The sequence below is a fragment of the Pseudoalteromonas aliena genome (assembly GCF_038155085.1).
Taxonomy (GTDB): Bacteria; Pseudomonadota; Gammaproteobacteria; order Enterobacterales; family Alteromonadaceae; genus Pseudoalteromonas; species Pseudoalteromonas aliena_A.
Genome location: NZ_JBAKAU010000133.1, coordinates 1 through 227 on the forward strand (window position 1 = coordinate 1; position 227 = coordinate 227).

1 protein-coding gene is annotated in these 227 nt (G+C 44.9%); it reads right to left on the bottom strand.

All coding sequences use genetic code 11. The features are described from left to right. On the bottom strand, window positions 1-227 hold a 227-nt coding region (locus V6260_RS18815), incomplete at both ends, for a uroporphyrinogen-III C-methyltransferase (RefSeq protein WP_341595593.1).

Here is a 227-nt window from a genome sequence, read left to right on the forward strand (position 1 = left end):
ACCTTTTTGCCTAGTTTAGCAAGGTCGACCAGCATTTGGTTGGTATCTTCTTGCACAACACTATGATCGCCTAAACGTTTACCTACACAAATACGGTCAGCATCGCGGCGCACTAATTCCATAATTTCGTCAGAGACTAAAAAGTAATAAACGACGACGTCGGCTTGTTGCATAAGTTGCAGTGCTTTAAGTCTTAAAAGCTCTGGATCGCCAGGGCCTGCACCTAC